Source organism: Pseudoalteromonas sp. 0802 (assembly GCF_013350085.1).
GTDB lineage: Bacteria > Pseudomonadota > Gammaproteobacteria > Enterobacterales > Alteromonadaceae > Pseudoalteromonas.
In genome coordinates, this window is sequence record NZ_JABVXE010000013.1 from 67,290 (window position 1) to 89,988 (window position 22,699).

17 protein-coding genes are annotated in these 22,699 nt (G+C 41.1%); 8 read left to right on the plus strand and 9 right to left on the minus strand.

All coding sequences use genetic code 11. The features are described from left to right. The first annotated feature begins 22 nt into the window (after window positions 1–22). Together HUS61_RS16320 and add are read left to right on the plus strand one after the other, a co-directional pair. Complete coding sequence (locus tag HUS61_RS16320; protein ID WP_175083164.1) at window positions 23–2,719, plus strand: CHASE domain-containing protein; 2,697 nt, start codon at window positions 23–25, stop codon at window positions 2,717–2,719. A 103-nt stretch (window positions 2,720–2,822) separates the two neighbouring features. After that, on the plus strand, window positions 2,823–3,824 hold the full coding sequence (gene add / locus HUS61_RS16325; protein WP_175083165.1) for an adenosine deaminase: 1,002 nt from the start codon (window positions 2,823–2,825) through the stop codon (window positions 3,822–3,824). 9 nt (window positions 3,825–3,833) lie between these two features. On the opposite strand, the gene HUS61_RS16330 is transcribed toward add, so the two are convergent. The 4 genes from HUS61_RS16330 to HUS61_RS16345 form a co-directional block, all read right to left on the minus strand. Beyond that, a complete protein-coding gene (locus tag HUS61_RS16330; RefSeq protein WP_054563674.1) occupies window positions 3,834–4,250 on the minus strand; it encodes a CBS domain-containing protein in 417 nt (138 codons plus the stop codon). 145 nt (window positions 4,251–4,395) lie between these two features. Beyond that, the gene (gene fre / locus HUS61_RS16335; protein ID WP_058585406.1) at window positions 4,396–5,109 is read right to left on the minus strand and encodes an NAD(P)H-flavin reductase; all 714 of its coding nucleotides are present in this window, start codon (window positions 5,107–5,109) and stop codon (window positions 4,396–4,398) included. 87 nt (window positions 5,110–5,196) lie between these two features. Then, a complete protein-coding gene (ubiD, locus tag HUS61_RS16340) occupies window positions 5,197–6,663 on the minus strand; it encodes a 4-hydroxy-3-polyprenylbenzoate decarboxylase (RefSeq protein WP_054554671.1) in 1,467 nt (488 codons plus the stop codon). A gap of 85 nt (window positions 6,664–6,748) precedes the next feature. Next, complete coding sequence (locus HUS61_RS16345) at window positions 6,749–7,036, minus strand: MliC family protein (RefSeq protein WP_175083166.1); 288 nt, start codon at window positions 7,034–7,036, stop codon at window positions 6,749–6,751. A gap of 113 nt (window positions 7,037–7,149) precedes the next feature. On the opposite strand from HUS61_RS16345, the gene HUS61_RS16350 reads away from it, so the two are divergent. Together HUS61_RS16350 and HUS61_RS16355 are read left to right on the plus strand one after the other, a co-directional pair. Beyond that, window positions 7,150–8,055 carry a DUF808 domain-containing protein gene (locus HUS61_RS16350; RefSeq protein WP_175083167.1) on the plus strand — a complete coding sequence of 302 codons (906 nt, stop codon included), beginning with the start codon at window positions 7,150–7,152 and terminating at the stop codon, window positions 8,053–8,055. Window positions 8,056–8,165: 110 nt separating this feature from the next. Then, window positions 8,166–10,124, plus strand: a complete 1,959-nt coding sequence (locus tag HUS61_RS16355; RefSeq protein WP_175083168.1) for a S9 family peptidase — start codon at window positions 8,166–8,168, stop codon at window positions 10,122–10,124. A gap of 278 nt (window positions 10,125–10,402) precedes the next feature. Here HUS61_RS16355 and HUS61_RS16360 read toward each other — a convergent pair whose 3' ends face one another. Then, window positions 10,403–11,359, minus strand: a complete 957-nt coding sequence (locus tag HUS61_RS16360) for a tetratricopeptide repeat protein (RefSeq protein WP_055199235.1) — start codon at window positions 11,357–11,359, stop codon at window positions 10,403–10,405. 187 nt (window positions 11,360–11,546) lie between these two features. On the opposite strand from HUS61_RS16360, the gene dbpA reads away from it, so the two are divergent. Further along, window positions 11,547–12,935, plus strand: coding sequence for an ATP-dependent RNA helicase DbpA (gene dbpA, locus HUS61_RS16365; protein WP_175083169.1), 1,389 nt, complete (start codon window positions 11,547–11,549; stop codon window positions 12,933–12,935). 9 nt (window positions 12,936–12,944) lie between these two features. On the opposite strand, the gene HUS61_RS16370 is transcribed toward dbpA, so the two are convergent. After that, window positions 12,945–13,526 carry a DNA-J related domain-containing protein gene (locus HUS61_RS16370; RefSeq protein WP_175083170.1) on the minus strand — a complete coding sequence of 194 codons (582 nt, stop codon included), beginning with the start codon at window positions 13,524–13,526 and terminating at the stop codon, window positions 12,945–12,947. A 158-nt stretch (window positions 13,527–13,684) separates the two neighbouring features. Between HUS61_RS16370 and HUS61_RS16375 the strand changes: the two genes are divergently transcribed. Continuing rightward, window positions 13,685–16,519: a tetratricopeptide repeat protein gene (locus HUS61_RS16375; RefSeq protein WP_175083171.1), complete on the plus strand. Its 2,835-nt coding sequence runs from the start codon at window positions 13,685–13,687 to the stop codon at window positions 16,517–16,519. Here HUS61_RS16375 and HUS61_RS16380 read toward each other — a convergent pair. From HUS61_RS16380 to trxA, 3 genes are all read right to left on the minus strand, one after another. Continuing rightward, a complete protein-coding gene (locus HUS61_RS16380; protein WP_175083172.1) occupies window positions 16,492–17,742 on the minus strand; it encodes a methyl-accepting chemotaxis protein in 1,251 nt (416 codons plus the stop codon). The genes HUS61_RS16375 and HUS61_RS16380 overlap by 28 nt on opposite strands. A 165-nt stretch (window positions 17,743–17,907) precedes the next feature. Further along, window positions 17,908–19,167, minus strand: coding sequence for a transcription termination factor Rho (rho, locus tag HUS61_RS16385; RefSeq protein ID WP_054554678.1), 1,260 nt, complete (start codon window positions 19,165–19,167; stop codon window positions 17,908–17,910). A 181-nt stretch (window positions 19,168–19,348) separates the two neighbouring features. Then, the gene (trxA, locus tag HUS61_RS16390) at window positions 19,349–19,675 is read right to left on the minus strand and encodes a thioredoxin TrxA (RefSeq protein WP_054554679.1); all 327 of its coding nucleotides are present in this window, start codon (window positions 19,673–19,675) and stop codon (window positions 19,349–19,351) included. A gap of 90 nt (window positions 19,676–19,765) precedes the next feature. On the opposite strand from trxA, the gene rhlB reads away from it, so the two are divergent. Further along, window positions 19,766–21,040: an ATP-dependent RNA helicase RhlB gene (gene rhlB, locus HUS61_RS16395; protein ID WP_175083173.1), complete on the plus strand. Its 1,275-nt coding sequence runs from the start codon at window positions 19,766–19,768 to the stop codon at window positions 21,038–21,040. 48 nt (window positions 21,041–21,088) lie between these two features. After that, window positions 21,089–22,582, plus strand: coding sequence for a guanosine-5'-triphosphate,3'-diphosphate diphosphatase (gene gppA, locus HUS61_RS16400; RefSeq protein WP_175083174.1), 1,494 nt, complete (start codon window positions 21,089–21,091; stop codon window positions 22,580–22,582). Window positions 22,583–22,699: the final 117 nt, after the last annotated feature.

Consider the following 22,699-nt stretch of genomic DNA (forward strand, 5'->3'; position numbering starts at 1 on the left):
CAGCCAGCAAAGGAGCGATGGCTTGAAGAACTTATTTACACTGACAATAAGCATTGCACTTGCTTACTTTCTTACAGGGTACTTAAGTAATTCATTGCTGGCGATTGATGGCTATGCGGTTGCAGCATGGCCGCCTTCAGGTATTGCGCTTGCCAGTATCTTGCTACTTAGAAATCGTGCCTTGCCAGGGGTTCTGCTAGGGGCATTCTTTGTAAACCTTATTCACCTTGATAAAGCCACTGATATTTTTCACTGGCAAATGATGCTGCAGGCAATTGGCGTAACAACTGCATCTACATTCCAAGCTTGGCTTGCCTATTACATTATCATTCATGTCGTTAAACGCCCGATTGAATTATCGTCATTAAAGCAAAGTATGCTTGGTTTAATGATTGGCGGCCCTTTGTGTAGCTTGATTGCAGCATCAATTGGCACCGGCTTATTAGTCATTAATAATGTTATTCCGAGTTATGCGGCACTTAATAATTTTATCGCATGGTGGATTGGCGACAGCATTGGAGTGCTGATTTTCACGCCATTAATTTTAGCGGCATTTAGTTACCATCATACTCGCCAACGGCTGCAAATCATTGTGCCGTCGCTATTAATTTACGTGGTTATTTGTGTCAGCTTTTATGGTGCAGCCAGTGTAAAAAAAGACAAAGACTTACAGCGCCAGCAAGCTAAAGTCAGTGCTATTCACACGAACCTTGAACATAAAGTCGATGAAATTAAGTCGCACTTATCTTTATTAGCGACCTTTTTTGCTAGTAGCGATATGGTTGATTTGAATGAATTTAAGCGCTTCACATCAAGGCAACTACAATACAGCGAAGAAATTCTAGCCTTTGAGTGGGCACCTAAAGTGATTCACTCACAATTAAATAATTATCAAAACTTACTGCGTGATGAACTCGGCGCAGATTACTACGTGAAAGAAAAAAGTGCTGCAGGCCAGTGGCAGCCGGTGAGTAAGCGAGCAGTGTATTATCCGGTACAATATATTCACCCACTAGCAGGGAACGAACCTGCGCAGGGCTTTGATTTAGCCTCAAACGAGTTACGCAAAAAAGCATTAACAGACTCTCGATTAATTAAAAATGTTACCGTCAGTGAGCCTATTACCCTGATGCAAGGTGATGATAACGGAAAGGGCGTTTTATTCTTCAACCCAGTTTATTCAGACATTAATCATCAGGTCGGGTTTAGAGGTTATGTTGTCGCCGTGCTCAATTTAGAAGTGTTAGCACAAACACTTAATTTTAATCAGAACACTGAGATTGATACCAGCTTCTATGATGTTACTGACGGCAGTAACCCTGTCGAAATTTACAGTCCACACCGTGTTGGTACAGCGGCCATTGCGAGCTTTAATTTTATTATTGGTGAGCGTGTTTGGCAGGTAAAGCTATGGGAGTCAGTTACACAGTCATCATGGTTGCCTTATTGGTTGGCGCAAATAGTGGGTATGCTGTTTGTTTGGTTATTGATCACTTTTTTGATTTCAGTAACTGGCACTAATATTCAAATTCGTCAGCAAGTGGCAAAGCAAACTCAAAGCCTTCGCGAAGAAAAATTAAAAGCCGATAAAGCCAGTCAAATTAAAAGTGAGTTCTTGGCGAATATGAGCCATGAAATACGCACGCCTATTAATGGTATTAAGGGTTTGCATTATTTAGCAATGCAAGAGGCTGACTGGCAACAAGCGCGTGGTTATATTGATCAAGCCGATGGTGCACTGAATGTACTATTACGGGTGATAAATGATGTTTTAGATTTTTCTAAAATAGAAGCGGGGCGATTGGAGCTACATCAAGAACCCATAGATGTGAATGCGTTGGTTAGTGAGCTGACTAACTTATTGCAGTTTGAGCTTAACTCTCGCTCTTTAGAATTTAGAGTTGAGCTTGATGCTTCTGAACACCTGCTGATCCATACCGACCCAATTCGTTTAAAACAAGTATTGTTGAATTTGTTAAACAATGCGGTGAAGTTCACTCAAGAAGGCACGATTACATTACGTATTTGGCAGCAGGGTGAATTTACTTATTTTAGTGTTATTGATACAGGCATCGGCATTAGCAAAGAGGCCCAGCAGCGTCTGTTTAAACCATTCTCACAAGCTGATAGCTCAACCTCTCGTCGTTTTGGTGGGACTGGTTTAGGCTTAAGCATTTGCCAAAAACTCATTGTTATGATGGGAGGCGAGATAAGCCTAACTAGCTCTGAGGGGCAAGGTTCAACGTTTACAATTTCGCTGCCATTTGAGTCCCCTCTTGAAGAGGTGATTCATAGTGATGATGAGTTAGCTGATATCGATGTGACTGCTGTTTCATTTGCCGATGATGCAATTCTATTGGTTGAAGATAACCCATTGAATCAACATGTGGCGAGTTCGATTTTAAAAACTAAAGGCTGCCAACCTGATATCGCTAAAGATGGCCACGAGGCTATTAAGATGATCAGTGAAAAAAGCTATGACCTTGTACTCATGGATATTCAAATGCCGAATATGGATGGCTTACAAGCGACTAAGGTTATTCGTAATGAATTACTGATCACCGATTTACCGATCATTGGCTTATCGGCAAATGCCCACGATGATGACCTTAAGAAAGGCTTAGCCAGTGGTATGAATGGTTATTTAACTAAACCAATTGATGCAGATAAGCTTTTTAAAACTTTGTGGCATTTTTTGCATAATGCTAGCAGCCATTAAAGCAGACATTTGACCTCAAAAAAGTAAATAAAATCATCTAAACTTGAAATATCGCCGTGGGTACGTATGATCCGCGCAAATTTACTGAACCTGAGTGCTAATTATGATCAATAACAAACTCCCTTTGCTTGATATTCACCGTCATCTAGATGGTAATGTTCGCCCACAAACGATCTTAGAGCTTGGTCGTCAGTTTAATCTTGAATTACCTGCTGACAACATTGAAGCGCTTATTCCGCACGTACAGGTTATCGACCCTGAACCAAATTTAGTGGCGTTTTTACAAAAGCTAGATTGGGGTGTAAAAGTATTGGGTGATTACGATGCTTGTCGTCGTATTGCTATCGAAAACGTTGAAGATGCGATTGCCCAAAACCTCGATTACGTTGAGCTTCGTTTTAGCCCATATTATATGGCGCAAAGCCAAGGCCTACACCCGCAAGGTGTTGTTGAAGCGGTGGTTGATGGTGTAAAAAGTGCGTGTCATAACGCACCAATTAAAGCTAACTTAATCGGCATCATGTCGCGTACATATGGCACCAAAATCTGTCAGCAAGAGCTTGATGCGCTTCTTGCTTTTAAAAATGATTTAGTGGCGGTTGATTTAGCTGGCGATGAAATTGGTTTCCCGGGTGAGTTATTTGTTGATCACTTTAAACAAGTTCACGATGCATACTTAGCTGCCACTATTCATGCCGGTGAAGCGCGAGGTAGCGAAAGCATTTGGCAAGCAATTAACGAGCTTGGTGCAACGCGTATTGGTCATGGTGTAAAAGCGATTGAAGATGCTGCGCTAATGGATTACTTACGTGATAAGCGCATTGGTATTGAGTCTTGCTTAACCAGTAACATTCAAACCAGTACTGTTGCTGAGCTTGCAAAACACCCGTTAAAAACCTTCTTAGACCATGGTATTTTGGCATCAATTAATACTGATGATCCGGCAGTTGAAGGTATTGAAATAGCGTATGAGTATCAAGTAGCAGCTCCTGCGGCAGGCTTAAGCCAAGCCGATATGGAAAAAGCGCAAGCTAATGCGCTTGAAATTGCTTATTTAAGCGATGCAGATAAAGCGGCTTTAAAACAGTTAGCTGTTAATCGTTAAGCAGCTAACTTACACTTGGTGCTCTTGGCATGAGACATAGTTTTCATACAATGCCTTGAGCACGTCTCCCCGGCTGATCATGCCAACAACCTTACCATCCTCGATAACCGGGTAGTTTTTTGGCTTTCCAGTTTGCATGCCATCTGCCAGTTCTATGATGTTTTGATCGCTACTTACCGTGACAACATCGGTGCGCATTAGCTGTTTTACCTTCACTACACCATCACAGAAATAACTGTTTTGCATGAGCGGTTGCAGCAGCTCTTGTTCAGAAATAAAGCCAACTAGGCTTTTGTTGTCATCGAATACAGGTGCGCCTAGTAATTTAAACTTTTGCAGCTCGCTAATCGCGGTGGTCATTTCAGTTTCAGGCGTAATGTGTGGCAACTTACGTTGCATAAAGTCTTGTACTTTTGTATTTAGCATTTGGGTCTCTCCCCATCGTTATTCTAATCAGAGTATGGTCAAGGAAATGCAGTTTGTGAAATCGTTTAGACGGATTAAGGCGATAGGTAAAACAAATAAAAAAGGCATCCAATTGGATGCCTTAAAAATAACCGGTATGAGTTAGTTATTTAATGAATGCAAATGCATCGGCGTACATGTTCTCACGTACCGCACCATGATTAATAAAATCATCGCGAACCACGCCAATCATGTCGAAGCGGCCTGCCATGTATATATCGTATGGTTCTAAAGACACGATATCTTCCATAACAGCCTTGTGGACGTAACCGGTTTTGCCAGTCCAGCTTTGCGGTGCATTTTCAACCACAGGAATATATTGGAAATGTGGGTTGCTGTTTGCCCATGCTTGCATTTCATCATGAGCATAAAGTGCAGCTTGCTCACGTACACCCCAGTAAAATAATACAGGACGCTCACAGCCGATTTCAGCAAGGTGATCAGCCATTGATTTGGCATAAGAAAAACCTGTACCGCCAGCAAGTAGAATAATTGGGCGCTCACCCTCAACTCGCAGCTGTGATACACCTAAGCCCACTTCAACATTAACTTGCTGTTGCTCTGTATGAGCTTGACGTAAATGGTCAAGCGCTTGCATTGCATACGAATCAGCACCCGCGGCACCAATGTGTAGTTCAATCTGTTCAGTTTGCGACGGGCGGCTTGCAATAGAAAAGGCACGCTTATCTTTTTCGCCTAATACTAGTTGCATATATTGGCCTGCCTCGAATGACACAGGTTGCTGTGGTTTCAAAATGACCTTATGTACGTGGTCTGTAAGCGGGCTGATCGCAACAACGTCAGCGAGTAGTGTTTGCATAGTTTACCTTTATAAGCACAGAAGCAAATTCGGTTATGAATCGCACTCATAACCGTTAAATTTTGAGCAGTTTAACATAGACACAGCCTAGAGAATATCTAAGCTGTCCCATAATTCATCAACACGTTCTTTGATTTTTGGATCCATGACAATGGGTTCACCCCATTCACGATCTGTTTCGCCTGGCCATTTATTGGTTGCATCCATGCCCATTTTTGAGCCAAGGCCAGAAACTGGTGATGCAAAATCTAAATAATCAATTGGCGTGTTTTCGATCATCGTCGTATCGCGAGCAGGGTCCATACGCGTGGTAATGGCCCAGATCACGTCGTTCCAATCGCGTGCGTTTACATCATCATCGCAAACAATCACGAACTTGGTATACATGAATTGACGCAAGAAAGACCACACCCCCATCATCACGCGCTTAGCATGACCCGGGTATTGTTTTTTCATCGTGACCACTGCCATACGGTATGAACAGCCTTCGGGTGGTAGATAAAAGTCTACAATTTCAGGAAATTGCTTTTGCAGAATTGGCACGAATACTTCGTTTAAGGCAACCCCGAGTACTGCTGGCTCATCAGGTGGACGGCCAGTGTAAGTGCTGTGATAAATTGGGTTTTCACGATGTGTAATGTGAGTCACCGTCATCACCGGGAACTCGTCTACTTCGTTGTAGTAACCTGTGTGATCGCCATAAGGGCCTTCTGGTGCTGTTTCACCCGGCATAATATAACCTTCAAGTACGAACTCTGCGGTAGCAGGCACTTGTAGGTCATTTGAAACCGATTTAACAACTTCAGTCTTACTACCGCGTAGTAAACCAGCAAATGCATATTCGCTTAGAGTGTCTGGTACTGGTGTTACAGCGCCTAGGATAGTCGCAGGATCGGCACCTAATGCCACTGATACAGGGTAAGGTTCGCCTGGGTGCTCTTTACACCATTCACGAAAATCTAATGCGCCACCGCGGTGCGATAGCCAACGCATAATAATTTTGTTTTTACCCAATAGCTGTTGACGGTAAATGCCTAAATTTTGGCGCTTTTTATAAGGCCCTTTGGTAACCGTTAGACCCCATGTGATCAAGGGAGCAGCATCACCTGGCCAGCAATGTTGGATAGGCAGCTTAGTTAAGTCAACATCATCGCCTTCAAGTATAACTTGCTGACAAGGCGCTTTTTTTACTTCTTTAGCTGGCATATTCAGTACTTGTTTGAATACTGGGATTTGCCCTAGTGCCTCTTTAATGCCTTTCGGTGGCTCAGGCTCTTTTAGAAAAGCTAATAACTTACCAACTTCGCGTAGTTCACTAACATCATCTTGCCCCATGCCCATTGCAACACGCTTAGGCGTACCAAAAAGGTTGGCAAGAACGGGAATAGTGTGGCCTTTAGGGTTTTCGAATAACAGAGCTGGGCCTTCGGCACGTAAAGTACGGTCGGCAATTTCGGTCATTTCAAGGTAAGGATCAATTTCTTGTTTGATCCGTTTTAATTCACCTTTTTGTTCTAATAACTCGATAAATTCGCGAAGATCTTTGTATTTCATTATAGCCGCTTAAACGCTGAATAAACTGTCGCTATTATACTCAAAACCACTGATTAAGCTAATTTCGCAAGCAAAGCTTTTGCTATTACTGAGTTAAGCTACATTGGTACTTTTTACCTTTTAAAATCAGCATGGCTTCATCGCCTTTAGACCAAAATAGCACATTATCGGCACTGTATTTAACCCCTGAGCCGCTTACTTGGCGATTGAGTAAAAATTCAGAGCCCTTAAATGTCAGTCTTGCTTCCTCATCACTGTATTCAACAATACTGGCGCTAAGGGTTTCATCGCACAGATAATTGCTCGGTGCACTTTGCTCAGCACACGCGCACAAGGTAACTAAAGCGAGCCCTGAGAGAAGTGGTTTAATCATAGAAACACCTCTATTTTTGAATGAGCTATAAGCCTAACAAAGAAAAATTAACCGTTGGTGAAAATGGCAGGATAAGTTATGTTGATAGTGTATTTAATGGGCAAGGAACCACCATGGCAGGCACTAATTTACTAACCTTACTGGATGATATTACAACACTTTTAGACGACATTGCGACGATGAGTAAAGTCGCAACAAAAAAAACAGCAGGGGTGTTAGGTGATGATTTGGCTCTTAATGCTCAGCAAGTCACAGGGGTAACTGCCGATAGAGAGTTGCCTGTGGTTTGGGCTGTGGCAAAAGGCTCGTTTATTAACAAAGCCATCTTAGTGCCCGCAGCATTATTGATTAGTGTTTGGTTGCCTTGGTTAATTACTCCGCTGTTAATGGTTGGCGGGCTGTTTTTGTGCTTTGAAGGTGCAGAGAAAATTATCGAAAAGCTGCTTGGTCATGCTCAACAAGAAGATGAAACTCTGGCTGAACAACAAGACTTACAAGAATACGAAAAGCAAAAAGTGAAAGGGGCGATCCGCACTGATTTTATCCTCTCAGCAGAAATTATCGTGATAACGCTAGGCACGGTTGCTGGCGCAACACTGGTGAATCAAGCTTTAGTGCTTAGTGTAATAGCAATTATTATGACCATTGGCGTGTATGGGTTAGTTGCAGGCATTGTTAAACTAGATGATGCTGGTTTGTATTTACTGCAAAAAGCGCAGCAAAGTGGCGGTAAGTTTAAAGAGCTAGTAGGTAAGTTTTTACTTGCTGCAGCACCTAAGTTAATGCGCTTTTTAGCCTTTGCAGGAACGGTTGCTATGTTTTTAGTTGGCGGAGGCATATTGGTACATGGGATCCCCGTTTTACATCACGCCCAGCAAGGTAGCACTGAGTTTGTTACGGATTTAGTTGGTAAAACGGGTGAGCTGGCTACGCCGATTATATTTGATGGTTTATTAGGCGTTGTTGCCGGGGTTATCGTTGTGTTAGTGGTTGAACTTTGGCACAAAATTCGTCGCTAAATAGCATCCATTATTGGGTTGTTTTGTTAAATTTTTGTAGCAAATATAGGGTCTTTGCTTTATTATTGCTCAGCTAAAAATAACAATTAAATCGTTAAATGGAGTTAATCATGTCTCGATATCTCACTTTTGTGCTGGGACTAGCGTTATTTACGCTATCATTTACCAGCTTCGCTAAACCTGCAAAATTATCAGTAGAAGACTTTAGTAAAGGTAATGACTTTAGTCGTGTAACTATCTCCCCTGATGGCAACTACGTCGCAGCTATAAAAAAACACGAAGGTAAAAATTCACTCATCATTGTTGATACAACCAAGTTTGCAGTAACCCATGCGGTTGCTTTTCCGGGTAATGCACAGGTTGGCGAATACCATTGGGTTAACAATGAACGAGTTATTCTTGAAAAAGAGTATTTAAAAGGTTGGCAAGATACCCCTATTTATTATGGTGAGTTATTTGCTGTGAACGTCGATGGTAGCCGTGGCGCATACGTAATTGGTTATCATGGTGAACAGCAAACTGGTACTCGGTTAAAAAAGCAAACACCAGTTCAAGGAACGTCATACCTTTTAGATCCCCTACTTCATGATGATAAAAAAGTTTTGGTTGTCACTTACCCGTGGACTGCAACCAATGAACCAACTACCGTTGTATATGAAGTCGATGTTTATCGCGGCCTTCGTACTTTAATTACTCGTTCACCAGCACCTATGGGTGAATTTCTAACGGACCATGATGGTAACGTTCGTATCGCTGTATCAAGTGACGATTACCTAAATGCGACAGTCCATGTGCGAGAGTCTGAAGGCGGTTTTTGGAAAGAGCTTGATCTAAAAGGTATTAACTACACCGATATTACATTAAAGGCATTTGATAAATCAGGTGAGTCTGTATATGCCACTGCATCAAAGGATGGAGAAGCTGAGAGCGTTATTAAAATTAACCTAAAAACCAAAGAAGTGACGAAAATCTTTCAAGATAAGCATGTTTCGCCGTCGCATATTTGGGTTGATGAAATCTCTAAAGAGTTATTTGCCATAGAAACAGTGGCTGACTACCCAAACTATGCGTTCGTTGATAGCAATTCGCCTAAATCACAGCGTCTTAAAGATTTATTGGGTGCACTGCCAGGCAGTCAAGTACAGCTAGTTAGTAGTACAGAAGATGATACTAAGAATATTATTTTCGCATCGAGTGATATAAACCCTGGGCAATATTATCTGTATGATGCGAACACAAACAAATTACGTGTGTTATTTTCTACTCGTGGTTGGATCAACCAAGATGATATGGCACAAACCACACCTCTGCGTTTTAAAAGCCGTGATGGTTTAACAATTCTTGCTTATTTAACTGTGCCAAATGGCAAAGCTGAGAAAAATTTACCACTAGTTGTTATGCCGCATGGTGGCCCAATCGCACGTGATTACTGGGGCTATGATCCAGAAGTACAAATGTTAGCCAATAAAGGTATGGCGGTATTGAAGGTTAACTTTCGAGGCTCGGAAGGGTTTGGTATGAACTTCCAAGAAGCAGGCTATCGCCAGTGGGGACAAAATATTCAACACGACATTATTGATGGTGTGAAATTATTAATTAATGACGGCACAGTTGATAAAGATAATATTTGTATTATGGGAACCAGCTTCGGTGGTTACTCAGCACTACAAAGCGCGATTATCGAGCCGGATATGTTCAAGTGTGCAATTGGCCTGATGGGGGTTTACGACTTACCTCTTATGTATGAAGAAGGTGACACGCAAGCCCGAAGCTATGGTGTTAATTTCCTAAAAACAGTGATTGGTACAGATGAAGCCGAGTTAAAAGCATTCTCACCTGCTTATAATGTCGATAAGCTAAAAGCTCCTGTGCTTATTGTGCATGGTGGTGAAGATGAACGTGCGCCAATTGAGCAAGCAGAATCATTAGAAGCAGCGTTGAAAAAAGCTAAGCATCCATATGAAATCACTATTCTAGATGATGAAGGCCACGGTTTTTATAAAGAAGAGCACCGCACTCTTTACTATAAAAAAGTATTGGCTTTCTTAGATGATCATTTAAAGCTTTAAAAGAAAAGTGCCGGCGAGCAAGCTCGCCGGCAAGGATTTAGCACGGGAACGTAAGCGTGCTAGTGTGCAAGGTCTTCCTTCAAGTTATACAAACTCAAAAGATGATTCTTTCATCAGGCTGCGTAATCTCAAAAGCAGAGCAGGGAGAGTAACTCGGCTTTAAAAGAGTATAAATACTACGTCAGTGCAAAAATGTTATAACATAACAAACATAAAGTAAATAGTGAGAACCATATTGTTAGGCTGGTTTCTTATGTGTGATATTTATGGGTAATAGATTATTGAGTATTCAATTTACTACAATCGTAACTCAAGCATAGCTCTGCGAGCTCAATCTTTGCTTTAGGATTCCCTTGTAAGGTAGCTTTGTTGAGCCAGTAAGCTGCTTTTTCGTTATTCACTTCTGTCCCTTGGCCATCACGATACATCTGACCCAAGTTTAATTGCCCCCATGCATAACCATCTTCCGCAGACAGCGTAAAACTTTTCAACGCTTCCTCGTATAGGCCATCTTTGAAGTAAGTAATCCCTTCCTGATTATGTTTATCGAGCTTAACGCCCGTATATAAAGGCTTAGGTCTAGGCGGGTGCATAACAAAACCACCAAATAAACTATAAAGCTCAGGTCGCATAATTTTATAAATGCTGCCTTCATCATAAAGCTGCTTTATTTGTGACTTACTGAAAGTCAGGGTTTTACTAGAAAAGTAATCATCTTGAACTAGCATGCTGGTACGCATGGCAATTTCGATGTCTTTATTGTACTTGTAAGTGTAGTTAGCAACTCTAAAAGTCATGTTCTTGTCATCAAATTCAACGAGCTGAGCTACTTTTAAGTTGTTAATACGTTTTGGTTTGCCAGTAAATTTATCTGAATAGACAAAATAGGTATCAAATAACTTTGGCTCGTTTAAGTAATTTTGCTCATTTTCAGTTTGTTCATTCGCACCGATTAATGCATTTGTTAATAGGTAAACGATAATGAATAGGCCAATAAAGTATTTTATAAACGACGCTAACTCTAAGGCGGGCAATGAATACCAAGGTGCAGGAGTAACATAGCCACAGTCATCACATTGTCTTTGATAATTAATAGAAAGTGGCATGATGGGCAAAATAGTAAAGCGCAAAACTTTACTGTGATTGCTTAAAGAATAATGTTCACTATGACAGTGAGGGCACGTTTTTTGTTTTTTATAGAAAACATCAGCTGCAGCGGTATTAAATAGAAGCATAGTTTCTTCCTGAAGGTTGCTATCAATAAACTAGAACAAATGCAGAGAGTTAGAAAGCAGCAAACTGTAAGCAAATATGAATTAAATATGCTGAACAGTGTTTTCGTTTAGAGAAACAGCACATTCTCTGCTATGATCCACAGCATCTTCGAGGATGTCCCTCAATTATCAAGTTTGGAATATTACTGTGACTGCTACTGCTTTTTCATCTTTGGCTTTGCCGCGAGAGTTAACCGATAACTTATCAACTTTAGGTTATACGCAAATGACGCCAGTGCAAGCGCAAAGTTTGCCAGTGATCTTGCAAGGCAAAGATATTATTGCCCAAGCCAAAACGGGTTCGGGTAAAACGGCTGCATTTGGTTTGGGTGTGCTGGCTAAGTTAAATGTGAAACGCTTTCGTATTCAGTCTCTCATATTATGTCCAACCCGAGAGTTAGCAGAGCAGGTAGCTGAAGAAGTTCGTAAGCTTGCCCGTGGTATTCACAATATTAAAGTTTTAACCTTATGTGGTGGGGTGTCTATTGGTCCACAAATTGGCTCATTAGAACATGGTGCGCATATCATTGTTGGCACGCCTGGTCGTGTTGATGACCATATTCGCAAAGGCACCTTGCGCTTAGATGATGTTGAGACCCTAGTGTTAGACGAAGCTGATCAAATGCTAGATATGGGCTTCCAAGATACCCTTGATGCTATTGTTGAGTGCATTCCTAACCAACGCCAAACATTATTGTTTAGTGCGACTTATCCAAAATCAATTGCTGCGATAGCTGAGCGAGTGCTTAGCAACCCAGAAATGATTAAGGTAGAAGAAGAGCAAACAAAAAGCACAATCAAGCAATACTTTTACAAGCTAGATAATAACAAACAGCGCTTTAATACATTGAAACTGTTGTTATTGAAGTTCCAACCAGAAAGCTGTGTGGTTTTTTGTAACACCAAGGTTGAAACACAACAGATTTGTGATGACCTTTACGCAGAAGGGTTTAGTGCGGTTGCCTTACACGGTGATTTAGACCAACGTGAACGTGAGCGTACTTTAATCCGCTTTGCTAATAAAAGCGCCTGTATTCTTGTTGCAACGGATGTTGCCGCACGCGGCTTAGATATCAACGACATGGACATGGTAGTGAACTACCATCTAGCGCATGACCCTCAAACCCATGTACACCGTGTTGGTCGTACTGGTCGAGCAGGTAAAAAGGGTATTGCATGTTCTATTTATGGTGAAGCTGAGCAATTTAAAGTGGCACAAATTGGCGACCACTACGAGCGCGACTTTGACCCTGAACCAATTCCGCCATTTAGCTTACTAGAAAAACCCGCTTATAAGCCAACCATGGCAACCATTATGATTGATGCTGGCAAGAAGCAAAAAATTCGTGCTGGTGATATTTTAGGTGCATTAACTGGTAAAGAGGGAATTGCCGGTCATCAGGTAGGTAAAATTAACGTACTTGATAATGTTGCCTTTATTGCTGTGGAGCGAGCTGCTGCAAAACCTGCATTACGTAAATTGACTGAAGGTAATATTAAAAAGCGCAAGATCCGTGCGCGACGTTTGAGCAGATAAATTGTTGAGTTATGAGCAGCTTGCTTTAAGTTGCTCATATTCGAGTTGTATTTTCTTAAACTCAATTGCACAGCCTTGGCGGTCTGGGTGGTGCTTTAGCGCCAGTTGTCGCCAACGCTTTTGTAACTGTTTTTCTGAAAAATCAGTAGGTAGCTGCCACGCCTGTTGTAATTCTAATAGCTGCTGCTGAGGTAATGAGTGAATGCCCTTGTTTGGGCTAAATGACGAAAAACGCTGCCAAAAATCAGTTAATAACGCATCTATTTCATCGCTCGTTGTATCAAAGTTTTGCCAATCTAAATAGTAATCCCGTAGTGGATCATGACTTTCTAATGCGTTACCCGTTTGCTTACTAACAAGTTCAATGTGAAGTGACGCAATCTGTAGCTGTTGCTCAGGTGCAAGTTGTGCTTGTAGTTGATAAAGACCATTCATAACTAAAAAGTTGCGTTTAAACAGATCTTTTTGTGGCTCATTGTCTAATTGCTCTATTTTTCCTGATTCACTAAGTGCGCTGGCAAGCGTATGAACCTTCCAAATAGGCTGTTCCAAAAGAAGGTAAAAAATCTCATCAATCAGTGGGTTAACCATTGTTCGCAAGCCTATCTTTAGTGTAATCTACAGTGGTATACGCTATCACAGCTGCTTTTTTGAAACTACGCTATTGTTTTTAGATACTAGGGAATGCATTTAGCCGAGCTTAAATAACTTCATTTTCAGGCTAAGTTGATTTTAAGGGATTTCGCCATATGTTCACATCACTGCGTGTAAGCTTGCTCACTGCTTTATTGTTCAGCTGTAGTTTGTTTGTTTCGCAGTCTAGCTTTGCATCCACTTCGCTACTTGAGCAATTTAGCCAATCCGAGCAATGGCAAGAAAAGCAACAGCTTGCCAAAAAGCTGCTTAATCAAAATACAACAAATCAAGAACTAAGCCTCGATATATACATGCAGCTTGCCGACTTTGCTTTAGAGAGAGGTAATTTCTCTGCGGCGGTAAAAAACTACCAATTGGCAGAGCAAGCAACCAGTTTTACAGCAACGCCAAATCGCTACTTTCGTAGCCTAAAAATGCAAGGCGTCACTTATTATTATCAAGGCTTGATGCAACAAGCGGTGCTTGCTTATAGCAAGGCATTAAGTGTTGCAGAAAAACTACCAGAGCCAATTGCCGAAGCAAACTTACTCAGTAATATTGGTCTTGCTTACTTTGACATGTTCAATATGGATCAAGCGCTTAAGTATTACAAAGAAGCGAAAGAAATCTATGAAGAGCATGGTAGCGAGCAAGATAAAGCCGATATTTTACACAACATAGCGGGTATTTATATTCGTTTGTCGAGTTATGATATTGCGCTAGATATGTATAGAGAAACACTAGATATTTTCCAAAAATTAGGAGATGAAGATGGCGTTGCTCAGTCGTATGGCAATATGGGAGTAGCTTACTCCGAGCTTGGCCAGTATCAACTTTCTTTACACTACTATCAGCGTGCTTTGCGCTATTACCAAGAAACGGATAACGCTTACTTTCTCTCTTCACGCCACGCTAATATTGCTAATGTGTATCTGCGCACCGGTGATTTAGAGCTCGCCTTAAGTCATGCAGAAAAAGCCGTTGAGTTTGCAAAAAGAATTGATAATAAAACATTAGAGCTGGCTGGCTTATTGTCGCAAGCAAAAATTGAGTTATTACAAGGTAAGCTCACTGAAGCAGAGGCCACTCTGACTACCTCAGTTTTTATGGCTAAACAATATAAAGATGATTTGAGAGTACAGGACGGCGCCGGAATGATGGCCCTGATTAAGTCAGGTAAGGGTGACTATGCAGCAGCCGTTGCTAGTTTTGATGAGTTTGTTCGCGCTTTTAAAAGCGAGCAAAGCCTAAAATTATTAAAGTCTATGGGTGAGCTGCAAAGCCAAATCCAAGCAAGTCAGCTTAATCAAGAAATTGTTGAATTAAAGCAGCTACAGAATGTGCAAGAGCTCGAAATGTCTAAACAACGTCAGTTGGGCATTATGCTATTTATCTTGTTTGTGATGATAGTGGTGACAGGTATTACTATTTATCGTCGTAACATCGAAAAAGGGGCAAAAGAGCAACTTTCGTTAATGGTTGCTAAACGCACCAAAGAGCTTGAAGAAACCGCAGATCAACTACGCAGCGCTAATGAAATTAAAAGTCAGTTTTTAGCAAATATTAGCCATGAAATTCGTACACCTTTAACTGCAATCCTAGGCCAAACCGATAATCTTATGAATGGTTATTATAAACCAGAGCAGTTAAACGATGAGCTGGCTGTTATTCAAAAACAAAGTGATCACTTAAAAGAGCTGATTAACGATGTACTTGATATCAGTAAAATCGAAGCTAACAAGCTAGAATTAAGCCTAAAGGAAGGTGATTTAGTTCGATTACTTACTGACGTTCATTCTATGCTTAGTGGTCAAGCCAAAGATAAAGGGCTGAACTTTTCATTTCATAACGAGCTTGGCGAACAGTTTTACAGTCAGCTCGACTTTACCCGCATTAAACAGATTCTTATCAACCTATGTGCCAATGCAATTAAATTCACCAATCAAGGTGAAGTAGAGTTAAAAGTCTATAAAGTAGAGCAAGGCGTATGGTTTCGTGTAACTGATACGGGTATTGGTATGAACGCTGAGCAGCTTAAACAAATCTTTGAATGCTTTAGGCAAGGAGACAATAGCATCAGCCGTCGTTTTGGAGGCACCGGGCTTGGTTTAAGTCTATCGCAACAGCTTGCGATGATGATGGGCGGCTATATCAGTGTTGAAAGTGAGCTAAATAAAGGCAGCATATTTTCGTTTTACTTGCCGTGCAAAGAGCATACTCCAAGCACGGAAACAGTTGAGCTTGCAAAGTTTGTACAGCCAGCGACAAAAGGCTTGTCTGGTAAAGTATTACTTGCTGAAGATCACCCTGATAACCGCCGTTTAATTTCTCGTTATTTAGAGTCGATGGGTCTTGAGGTTATTGCGGTAGAAAATGGTGAGCAAGCTGTAGAGCAATGTCTCAAGGAATTCCCTGATGTGGTGCTGCTTGATATTCAAATGCCAGTGCTAGATGGATTAAATGCACTGAAGCTATTACAAGAGTGTGGCTTTACCCAGCCTGTGTATGCATTAACGGCTAATGCAATTAGCCACGAAATCGACAGTTACCTTGAAGCTGGTTTTACAGGTTACCTTGCCAAACCAATTGATAAAAAAGTGTTTTACACGCAACTTGCTAAACATTGCAAAAAAGACAGTACCACAACTAAGTCCCAGCATGATATGAGTGACTTAGTGGCAAGCTTTATCAATAGCTTTGAGCATGAAAGCGCATTAATACAACAGCACCTTGCAGCTCATGAATTGTTTAATTTACAGCAGGATGCTCACCGCATAGGTGGCGCGGCTAAAATGTTTGAGTTAGATGATGTCGCGATGAGTGCTATGGCACTTGAGTCGGCATTAAAGCAAGATAAACTTGCTGACTTAACAAGCTTAGTTGCTCAGCTACTTGAGCAACTACATAACGCATCGGTTGATCAAAATAGTTCTATATCACCATCTTGAATCTGCTCAACTTCTTGAGTCATTTCGAATCTAGAGCGATCAATACGCTGCTCTTTATTGGTTTCTGGGTGAGTGATCAGAAACATTGATAGTTTTTCATCTAAAGAGTGTGCAAGGCGTACTAAGTCTTTGCTCGATACAGCTTGTATTTGTGAACTTGAAAGTGCATCAGAGTTAAGCTCAACCATCGCATCTATACTAACTTGAGCTTCATCTGACATTTGACTTTGCATCGCCACTTGCTCATGAACGCTTTCAGAAAACGCATTAATTTCTAGCATCGCTTGTTCAATCTTATTGGTTTCTTTAGTAGATGCTTCAGATAGCTCAACCGTGCGCTCGGTTTCTTTAAGTGCTGTCTGCATTAATGAGTTTGCTTGTTCAGTACTATGCTGAATTTTAGAAACCATCTCACGCACTTCTTGTGTCGATTTACTAGTACGGGCAGCTAGGTTTCGTACTTCATCAGCGACCACAGCAAAGCCGCGCCCTTGCTCGCCAGCACGCGCAGCTTCAATGGCAGCATTTAGCGCAAGTAAATTAGTTTGCTCGGCAATACTATTGATAACATCAATAACTGAGCCTATAGCATCACTATCTTGCTTAAGTAAAATAATCTGCTCACTCGTCAGATTGATATTATCGGCAAGCTTGATAAGACTTGCTTGGCTTTTATCTGTGTCTAAACGTGTTTGTTGTACTGATTTAGTGGCATCTGATACTGAACCTAATATTTGTTCGAGACTTCTATCTAGCTCTTTAGATACTTCAATCATTCGATTGATCGTATTTGCTAAATCAATACCGTGGGCATCTTGGATGGTGGCTTTTTGAGTCATTGATGCATAGGTATCACGAAGTGCATCAGCCATAGGTAACAAGCGGGCAGATGACGAGTATATTTCGCCCAACATATGCTCAGCCATTGTTAAACCTGCGTTAAGTGCATGACACGCATTAGGCAACTCGCTGTCATTTTCGTCAAAGCGAAAAGTAAAATCGATACCTTTTTCAGAAGTAGTTTGCTTAACAAAGTAGCTTAAATGATCTTGTTGCTTTTTATCTGTTGTATAAACAAAAGCAATTAAAGCAAGCCAAGGAATTACAATAACGAGGATTAGTGCAACCATAGCAGTAGTAGAAAAATCAAATACGGCAAAACTAGCAATACAACTAAGTAAGCTTATTATAAATAGAGCTACAGCTACTTTAATGCGGGTCATTGAGGGGGGGTCCTTACCTTTTAATCCTATAATGTATAGAACAAATTTCTGTTAATTACCAATAAACTTATTCTGTAAAAGTATAACTTTTAAGGTGTTATGTCCTTAGTTTTACGCAAAAAAAATGCCTGTATTAAACAGGCATTTTTTAAAAACTAGTAATAGTTACTGACGTTTCATTGAGTCAAAGAATTCATCATTGGTTTTGCTCATTGAAAGCTTATCAATTAAGAATTCCATGGCATCAATTTCTGACATCTCATGAACGATCTTACGTAAGATCCACATCTTTTGTAGTTCATCAGGTTTGGTTAGTAATTCTTCGCGACGCGTACCTGAGCGGTTAAAGTCAATCGCTGGGAATACACGCTTTTCAGCAATCTTACGATTTAAGTGTAATTCCATGTTACCTGTACCTTTGAACTCTTCGTAGATAACTTCGTCCATCTTCGAACCAGTATCGATAAGAGCCGTTGCGATAATTGTTAAGCTACCGCCTTCTTCTACGTTACGAGCTGCACCAAAGAAACGTTTTGGTTTGTGTAATGCGTTTGCATCAACACCACCGGTTAATACCTTACCTGAAGATGGGATTACGGTATTGTAGGCACGAGCAAGACGTGTGATTGAATCAAGCAAGATAACCACGTCTTTTTTGTGCTCAACTAGGCGCTTCGCTTTTTCAATTACCATCTCAGCAACTTGAACGTGACGGCTTGCAGGCTCATCAAACGTTGAAGCAACTACTTCACCTTTTACAAGGCGCTGCATCTCTGTAACTTCCTCTGGACGTTCGTCGATTAGAAGTACCATTAGCTCACAATCAGGTTGGTTATAGCTGATTGATTGCGCAATGTTTTGCAGGAGCATCGTTTTACCGGCTTTTGGCGGCGCAACGATAAGTGCACGTTGGCCTTTACCAATTGGTGAGGCTAAATCAAGTACACGTGCTGTGATGTCTTCTGTACTACCGTTACCACGCTCCATACGTAAACGTTCGTTTGCGTGTAGTGGGGTAAGGTTTTCAAATAGGATTTTTGTGCGAGAATTTTCAGGTTTGTCGAAGTTTACTTCATTTACTTTTAATAGTGCGAAGTAACGTTCACCGTCTTTAGGTGGACGAATAAGGCCTGAAATTGAGTCACCAGTACGCATGCTGAATCGACGGATTTGACTCGGTGATACATAAATATCATCTGGGCCGGCTAAGTAAGATGCTTCAGATGATCTTAAGAAACCAAAACCATCTTGTAAGATCTCTAGTACACCGCCGCCATAGATATTTTCACCGCTTTTAGCGTGCGCTTTAAGGATGGCGAAAATAATGTCTTGTTTTCTTAAACGGGCTACGTTTTCGAGCCCCATGGACTCAGCTAAGTTTACAAGCTCTTTGATAGACTTGTCTTTTAATTCGCGTAAATGCATATTGGTGGGTTCTTTATTACAATTGTCATACTCAAAATCATCGTTTGATACATGAGTGAGGTTTGTTGGTATAACTAAGGATTAGTTGGCTTTATAAACTAGCAGGTCACTAGCAAGGCGTCCAGTCTTTAAACAAAATAAAGCTAAAAAAAGGGCAAAAAGCCCTTTTTTTATATTTTCATTAGATGTTGTTTTCTAAAAACTCTACTAATTGAGTTTTAGAAAGTGCGCCAACTTTAGTTGCTGCAACTTGACCATCTTTGAAAAGAAGTAATGTAGGGATACCACGGATACCAAACTTTGGTGGTGTGCCTGCATTTTGGTCGATGTTAAGTTTACCAACGGTAACTCGGCCATCAAACTCGCCAGCTACTTCGTCAAGAATAGGGGCGATCATTTTACAAGGTCCGCACCATTCAGCCCAAAAATCAACAAGTACAGGTTTGTCTGATTGTAGTACGTCAGCTTCAAAGCTATCGTCAGTTAATTGAATAATTTTCTCGCTCATTGCGATCTCCGATTAGTTAGGCGAAATATTTAATGCGTATTTAAACACTCTTGTTTCTTATTGCAAGTTTAAACGTTATGCTTAAACGCTATGACTAAGACACATTTGACCGATAAAAAGTTTTCAGACTTTGCTATCGCACCGGAAGTGGTTGCCGGTTTAACCGAAAATGGGTTTGAATATTGCACACCCATTCAAGCTAAATGCCTACCTTTTATTTGTGAAGGCCGCGATATTGCGGGCCAAGCGCAAACAGGTACGGGCAAAACGTTGGCGTTTTTAACTGCCACGTGCCATCGGTTATTACAATCTAGCAAAGCATCTAGTAAACATCCAAGAGCCCTGATCATGGCCCCAACAAGGGAGCTGGCGATTCAGATACACAAAGATGCAAAAATTTTAGCGCCACACTGTAATCTTAACTTAGGATTAGTATATGGTGGCGAAGATTACGAAAAACAACGTGCACAACTAGAAAAAGGCGTTGATATTTTAATTGGTACTACTGGACGCCTAATTGATTTATATAAACAGGGCTGTTATACCCTCAATGAAATCGAGGTTGTAGTGCTTGATGAAGCAGATCGTATGTTCGATTTAGGCTTTATAAAAGATATTCGTTATATGTTTAGACGTATGCCAGAAACCTCTGAGAGACTAAATCTATTATTCTCTGCAACCTTATCATATCGTGTGCAGGAATTAGCGTTTGAACATATGACAAACCCAGAGCACGTACAAGTTGAACCTGATGTAAAAACAGGTAAGCGTATTCAAGAAGAGCTATTCCATCCATCACAAGATGACAAAATTAAGTTACTGTTAACTTTAATTGAAGAAGAATGGCCAGATAAAGCGATTGTGTTTGCAAATACGAAACACAGTTGTGAAAATGTTTATGCATGGATGAAAGCCGATGGTCACCGAGTTGGATTATTAACCGGTGATGTAAACCAGAAAAAGCGTCAATCAATTTTGGCTCAATTTACCAAAGGCGATTTAGACTTTTTAGTAGCAACAGACGTTGCAGCTCGTGGTTTACATATCCCAGAAGTAAGTCATGTATTTAATTTTGATTTGCCAGATGATTGTGAAGACTATGTACACCGTATTGGTCGTACCGGACGTGCTGGTGCATCAGGACACGCTATTAGCTTTGCCTGTGAACAGTATGCCTATAATCTCCACGAAATTGAGCAATATATAGAACACAGCATTCCATTATCACATTATGATAAAAGTGCATTGCTTGATGATTTAACTAAGCCTAATATTCAGAAAAAGCGGAACTATTCTACAGGCCCACGTAGTCGTAATAACAACGGACGTCGACCAAATAATAGTTACCAGAAATCACGGTCGTAATAAACGACCGTTGTTGAAGACTTAGTAGTAACTAGAGGTTTTTGAACGGTGGGGCAACTTCAACCGCAAAAAAATGTGTATGCAGTAATCGACTTAGGATCAAATAGCTTTCATATGCTGATCGCTAAATCGATTGCTGGCGGTCTACAAACGATCGGTCGAGTCAAACGTAAAGTAAGGCTTGCTGCAGGGCTTGATGAAAACAACGTCCTTAGCACTGAAGCCATGCAACGAGGTTGGGAATGCCTAGCCTTGTTTGCTGAACGTCTGCAAGACATACCACAGAAAAACATCACAATTGTTGCGACCGCAACTTTACGTCTTGCTAGCAATGCTGATGTATTCAAGCATAAAGCTGAACAGATCCTTGGTCATAAAATCAATGTTATCAGCGGTGAGCTAGAAGCTAAGACAATCTATAAAGGCGTGGCGCACACCTCTGCTTGTAGCGGTAAACAACTGGTTATCGATATTGGCGGAGCCAGTACCGAAGTTGTTATCGGTCAGGGTTTTGATGCACTGCATTATAAAAGCCTACACATGGGCTGTGTTACCTTCCTAGAACGCTACTTCAAAGATCAAAAGCTCAGTAACGAAAACTTTGCTGCTGCAATTAAAGCGGCAAGTGAAGTGGTTGCAGAAATTGTCGATGAATACCAAGCAACCGGATGGCAAATTGCGAGCGGCGCGTCAGGCACAGTGCAAGCGATTCAAGAAATCATGGTTGCACAAAACCAAGATGAGCTTTTAACGCTCGATAAACTTCTCGCTATTAAAGAGCAATCAGTGCAATTTGAAACGATTGCTGATCTTGAGCTTCCAGGCTTGAGTGAAGAGCGTCGTCTAGTGTTTGTTTCTGGCCTCGCTATATTGATCGCCTTGTTTGAATCGCTAGATATAAAACAAATGGGTCTTGCTCGCGGTGCATTGCGTGAAGGCGTTTTATATAGCATGGTGCCAGAGCTTCATAACCACGACATACGCAAGCGTACAGTTGATGGTTTAATGAATCGCTATCATGTAGATCAAAAACAGGCTTGTCGTGTTGCGCAACTTGCGGAGCAGTTGGCTAAAAGCGTGATGGGGCAATGGCAATCAATCGATGAAAATGCAATCGCATTACTAAGAACAGTAGCAAAATTGCACGAGATTGGCTTACTAATAGAGTACAAGCTTTATCATAAGCACACAGCTTACATTATAGAAAACACAGATATGCCAGGGTTCTCGCAATCTGAGCATAAACTGATTACCGCTGTTGCTTGTGAGCATCGCGCTGATCTTGTTAAAAACAGTTTTGCTCACTTGGGCTGTCATCAAGTACTCGCAGAATGCTTAACAAGGGTAGTGCGGATCGCTGTGATCTTATCAATGCGTCGCCAAGATGATGTACTACCAGCGATTGATCTCAGTGTTAATGAAAACACTCTCACACTGACATTTGATGGAGATTGGTTAAAATATCACCCATTAATGGCCAGTGAACTGCAACTAGAGTCCAAGCTACAAGCAAAAGTAGGTTGGAAGCTCATAGTAAAATAACGTTAAAAGGCCCTTCAGGGCCTTTTTTAGTGCTATTTTTACCCGTTTCGTTCGTATTTTGCGCGAACAGTCATTTTTTTCATAAAAACTTCAAAAAACAGTTGATCTCAATTCGGA